Source organism: Flavobacterium sp. (genome assembly GCF_044338735.1).
Lineage (GTDB): Bacteria > Bacteroidota > Bacteroidia > Flavobacteriales > Flavobacteriaceae > Flavobacterium.
Genome location: NZ_JBIIWV010000241.1, coordinates 1 through 3,061 on the forward strand (window position 1 = coordinate 1; position 3,061 = coordinate 3,061).

4 protein-coding genes and 2 pseudogenes are annotated in these 3,061 nt (G+C 33.6%); all 6 read left to right on the forward strand.

The window, feature by feature from the left end; genetic code table 11:
- Positions 1 to 617, forward strand: a pseudogene (gene fusA, locus ACIQZC_RS10735) (elongation factor G); the annotation flags it as partial.
- Positions 618 to 628: 11 nt separating this feature from the next.
- Complete coding sequence (gene rpsJ / locus ACIQZC_RS10740; RefSeq protein ID WP_396139213.1) at positions 629 to 934, forward strand: 30S ribosomal protein S10; 306 nt, start codon at positions 629 to 631, stop codon at positions 932 to 934.
- Between the two features lie 239 nt (positions 935 to 1,173).
- Complete coding sequence (rplC, locus tag ACIQZC_RS10745; RefSeq protein WP_396139214.1) at positions 1,174 to 1,791, forward strand: 50S ribosomal protein L3; 618 nt, start codon at positions 1,174 to 1,176, stop codon at positions 1,789 to 1,791.
- A complete protein-coding gene (rplD, locus tag ACIQZC_RS10750; RefSeq protein ID WP_396139215.1) occupies positions 1,791 to 2,420 on the forward strand; it encodes a 50S ribosomal protein L4 in 630 nt (209 codons plus the stop codon). Before rplC ends, rplD begins: the two co-directional genes overlap by 1 nt.
- Before the next feature lie 7 nt (positions 2,421 to 2,427).
- Positions 2,428 to 2,718 (forward strand): 50S ribosomal protein L23, encoded by a 291-nt coding sequence (rplW, locus tag ACIQZC_RS10755; protein ID WP_396139216.1) that lies wholly within the window; start codon positions 2,428 to 2,430, stop codon positions 2,716 to 2,718.
- Positions 2,719 to 2,724: 6 nt separating this feature from the next.
- Positions 2,725 to 3,061 (forward strand): annotated as a pseudogene (gene rplB / locus ACIQZC_RS10760) (50S ribosomal protein L2); the annotation flags it as partial.

The following is a 3,061-nucleotide window of genomic DNA, read 5'->3' on the forward strand; positions in this document are numbered from 1 at the left end:
TTTACAAAAAGCAATCGGGTGGTCGTGGTAAATTTGGTGATATTGTATTCACATTAGAACCAGCTGATGAAGTAGATGGTAAAATTCCTAATGGTTTACAGTTTATTAATGCAGTAAAAGGTGGTAACGTACCAAAAGAATATATTCCTTCTGTTGAAAAAGGTTTCAGAGAAGCTATGAAAACGGGTCCTTTAGCAGGATATGTAGTAGATAGTTTGAAAGTAACTTTATTAGACGGATCGTTCCACCCTGTGGATTCTGATGCGCTTTCTTTCGAGTTAGCTGCTAAAATGGGATACAAAGAAGTAGGTCGTGCTGCTGGAGCAGTTATTCTTGAACCAATCATGAAAATCGAAGTTATTACTCCTGAAGAAAACATGGGTGATATCGTAGGTGACTTGAACCGTCGTAGAGGTCAAGTAAATGATATGGGTGACAGAAATGGTGCTAAAACTATCAAAGCTGATGTGCCTTTATCAGAAATGTTTGGATATGTAACCACATTAAGAACATTATCATCGGGTAGAGCAACTTCAACAATGGAGTTTTCACATTATGCAGAAACACCTTCTAATATTTCAGAAGCTGTAATCAAAAAAGCAAAAGGTAACGCTTAATTTTTAAGAAAATGAGTCAAAAAATCAGAATAAAATTAAAATCATACGATCATAATTTAGTAGATAAGTCTGCTGAGAAGATTGTTAAAACTGTAAAAAGTACAGGTGCTGTAGTGACGGGTCCAATTCCATTGCCTACACACAAAAAGATTTTTACTGTATTACGTTCTCCACACGTTAACAAAAAATCAAGAGAGCAATTCGAGTTAAATTCATACAAGAGACTGTTAGATATCTACAGTTCTTCTTCGAAAACAATCGATGCTTTAATGAAATTAGAATTACCAAGCGGAGTAGAAGTAGAGATTAAGGTTTAGTAATTTTAGATTGCAAAATCGCAATATATAGAAAAAACCGTTAATGTTGTTTTAAAGCATTACGGTTTTTTTCTTATCAAAATTAGTTTGTAAAATCTTCATTTTTCAGAGAATTTTACCTTAACTTATTATTTTTGCGATAATTAAAAAATAATTTATATATTTGCACCCTCAAAATAGGTAGTGTGCGAGTACTATTTATTGTATAAATAAGAGTTTAATTAATTAATTAGTTTTATATGTCTGGGTTAATCGGAAGAAAAATTGGCATGACTAGCATCTTTGACGAGAATGGAAAAAATGTTCCATGTACCGTTATTGAATGTGGTCCGTGCGTTGTTACCCAAGTCAGAACCATTGAAGTAGACGGTTATTCTGCGATTCAATTAGGTTTCGATGACAAAGCTGAAAAACGTTCTATTAAGGCCGAGTTAGGTCACTTTAAGAAAGCGGGAACAGCTGCAAAGAAAAAAGTCGTTGAATTCAAAGGTTTTGATGAAGAGTACAAATTAGGCGATGTAATCGCCGTTGACTTATTTGCTGAAGGTGAATTTGTTGATGTGTTAGGAGTTTCTAAAGGAAAAGGATTCCAAGGAGTTGTTAAACGTCATGGTTTTGGCGGTGTTGGTCAAGCCACACACGGTCAACATAACCGTTTAAGAGCACCTGGTTCTGTAGGAGCTTCATCTTATCCATCTAGAGTATTCAAAGGAATGCGCATGGCTGGAAGAATGGGAGGAGATAATGTAACAATTCAAAACCTTAGAGTTTTAAAAGTGGTTAGTGAGAAAAATCTTTTAGTAATAAAAGGTTGTATTCCTGGACACAAAAGCTCTTATGTAATCATTCAGAAGTAATGGAAGTAAAAGTTTTAGATATCAACGGAAAAGAAACTGGAAGAAAAGTTCAACTTTCTGATTCAGTTTTCGCAATTGAGCCTAATAAGCATGCTGTTTATCTTGATGTTAAGCAGTACTTAGCAAATCAAAGACAAGGAAACCATAAAGCTAAAGAAAGAGCTGAAGTTGCTGGAAGTACTCGTAAAATCAAAAAACAAAAAGGTACAGGAACGGCTCGTGCTGGTTCTGCTAAAAACCCTTTGTTTAAAGGTGGAGGTACTGTTTTTGGACCAAGACCAAGAAGTTACTCATTCAAATTAAATAAAAACTTAAAAAGATTAGCTCGTAAATCAGCTTTTTCTTTAAAAGTTAAAGAGTCTAATTTGGTAGTAGTGGAAGACTTTACATTTGAAACACCAAGCACTAAAAATTTCATTAATGTATTGAAATCTTTAGGGTTAGAGAATAAAAAATCTTTATTTGTGTTGGGCGATTCAAATAAAAATGTATATTTGTCGTCACGCAATTTAAAGGCGTCTAGCGTTGTAACTACTTCAGAATTAAGTACTTATGCGATATTAAATGCAAAAAGTTTAGTTCTTTTAGAGGGTGCTGTAGACGGAATTGAAGCTAATTTAAGTAAATAATAAGATTATGAGCATCATAATTAAGCCTATTATAACTGAGAAAATAACTAAAGATGGTGAAATTTTTAACCGTTTTGGTTTTGTAGTTGATAAAAATGCTAATAAAATTCAAATTAAAAATGCTGTTGAGGCAACTTTTGGTGTGAAAGTAGTAGCAGTTAATACAATGAACTACAGAGCTGATAGAAACGTTAAATACACTAAAAGTGGATTAATCAGTGGGAAAACAAATGCTTACAAAAAAGCAGTTGTTCAAGTTCAAGAGGGAGAAACAATAGATTTTTATACTAATATCTAATAGAAAATGTCAGTTAGAAAATTAAAACCTATTACCCCAGGTCAGCGATTTAGAGTTGTGAATAGCTTTGACACTATTACAACTGATAAGCCGGAGCGTTCATTGATCGCACCGAAAAAAAACTCTGGAGGTAGAAATAGTCAAGGAAAGATGACCATGCGTTACACAGGCGGTGGTCACAAACAAAAGTATCGTATTATTGATTTTAAAAGAACTAAAGTTGGAATTCCAGCTACAGTTAAAACAATAGAATATGATCCGAATCGTTCAGCTTTTATTTCATTATTGTATTATGTTGATGGTGCTAAAACCTACATCATTGCACAAAATGGATTACAAGTAG

Bases quoted from the DNA above. Each gene is read 5' to 3' on its own strand.
- rpsJ (WP_396139213.1), top strand. From the start codon at position 629: ATGAGTCAAAAAATCAGAATAAAATTAAAATCATACGATCATAATTTA.
- rplC (WP_396139214.1), top strand. From the start codon at position 1,174: ATGTCTGGGTTAATCGGAAGAAAAATTGGCATGACTAGCATCTTTGAC.
- rplD (WP_396139215.1), top strand. From the start codon at position 1,791: ATGGAAGTAAAAGTTTTAGATATCAACGGAAAAGAAACTGGAAGAAAA.
- rplW (WP_396139216.1), top strand. From the start codon at position 2,428: ATGAGCATCATAATTAAGCCTATTATAACTGAGAAAATAACTAAAGAT.